The organism is Ferruginibacter sp. (assembly GCF_031430955.1).
In the GTDB taxonomy this organism is placed as follows: Bacteria; Bacteroidota; Bacteroidia; order Chitinophagales; family Chitinophagaceae; genus Ferruginibacter.
In genome coordinates this window covers 1-1,691 of the sequence record NZ_JANPCM010000065.1, presented here as the reverse complement: position 1 = coordinate 1,691, position 1,691 = coordinate 1, and the positions used below count along the sequence as shown (strand labels likewise).

Below are 1,691 nucleotides of genomic sequence, written 5' to 3'. Positions count from 1 at the left end.
CCAAAACTGAAACCATTTTTTGTGTGATAAATAATTGAAGGTGTAAAAATAATTTGATTATCTATCCCAGTTGCATTAGCCGCATTATTGCTAGAACTGAATGCACCATTACCCAAACCAACACTTATATCAACAGAATTTTTTGATTGCTCTTTTATCATTTTTAAAAATTCATCGTTCTCCATCATAGAATCAAGCATAGCTTTATCTTTTGCAGAAAGCGAATCTGTTTGAGCAACAGCAACCGAAAAACCAGCAGCAATTGTAAAAATAAGCAGGTAAATTTTTAGCATACAATTCAATAGTTTTTAAGACTTTATTTTTCAAAAATAGTTTAACTGGTATAAAAATTAAAACTATTAAACGTAAAGTTTGATATTATAATTGTTTTACCCAATAAAAACCATACCTTTGCGCCCAATTATTAATAACTGAGAATTACATGACATGCTCAGTTGCTGTTGACAATAGCTTTTACACCGGGTTTATTTTATAACCCCCGAACTTACTCCAACGGCCAAAGCATGACACCATCCCAATAGTACTTCGCTTGCAGAAGTATAGGGAAACAAACATGTGGCTATCAATAAAACAACATTTAAATGAATGCATTTGAAGCCTTAGGCTTAAACGAACAATTGGTACAAGCTGTTGCCGATTTAGGATTTGAAACTCCATCGGAAATTCAGCAAAAAGCAATTCCTGTTTTATTATCCGGTACAACCGATTTTATTGGCCTTGCACAAACCGGTACAGGAAAAACTGCTGCTTTTGGTTTGCCACTTTTACAATTAATAGATCCATCCGAAAGGCATGCACAGGCTTTAGTAGTTTGCCCTACAAGAGAATTGTGTTTTCAAATAACCAACGACCTGGAGAAATTTAAAAAGCATAGTAAAAATATTTTTACAGAAGCAGTATATGGCGGTGCGTCAATCACCATGCAAATACGCAACCTTAAAAAAGGAGTACAAATTGTTGTAGCCACACCAGGAAGATTAATTGATTTAATAGAAAGAAAAGCAATTGACTTACAAAAAGTGAAATACGTAGTTCTTGATGAAGCAGATGAAATGCTTAACATGGGTTTTAGAGATGATATTGATTTTGTATTGAAGAATACCATCAACAGGGAAAGCATTTGGTTATTCAGTGCTACCATGCCACCCGAAGTTAGGGCCATCAGCAAAAACTACATGGAAACACCTAAAGAAGTTACTGTTGGTAAAAAGAACAGTGGTAATGTAAATATTGATCACCAGTTTTTTGTGGTGCCACAACAACACCGCTACGAAGCATTAAAAAGATTAATAGATTTTAACCCTGGTATGTATGGTATAATTTTTACCCGTACTAAAATTGATGCACAAGAAATTGGTGAACGCCTGGCAAAAGCCGGTTATGAAATTGAAGCCTTGCACGGCGACTTAACGCAGCAGCAAAGAGATAAAGTGATGGGCCGATTTCGTACAAAAAGTTTACAATTATTAATTGCAACCGATGTTGCTGCAAGAGGAATTGATGTAGATGGCGTAACGCATGTTATCAATTTTGAATTACCCGACGATATGGAAGTGTACACCCACAGAAGCGGACGTACAGGAAGGGCTGGTAAAACCGGTATTTGTCTTTCTATATGTCATAGCAGGGAAACTTTTAAAATAAAGTCATTGGAAAGAATGATCAATGCA

2 protein-coding genes are annotated in these 1,691 nt (G+C 35.5%); one reads left to right on the top strand and one right to left on the bottom strand.

What is annotated here, in order from left to right; translation table 11 throughout:
• Positions 1–293 (bottom strand): hypothetical protein (locus ACY65O_RS01850; RefSeq protein ID WP_462219148.1); only part of this gene is annotated, 293 nt, incomplete at its 3' end.
• Between the two features lie 309 nt (positions 294–602).
• On the opposite strand from ACY65O_RS01850, the gene ACY65O_RS01845 reads away from it, so the two are divergent.
• On the top strand, positions 603–1,691 hold a 1,089-nt coding region (locus ACY65O_RS01845), incomplete at its 3' end, for a DEAD/DEAH box helicase (protein ID WP_462219147.1).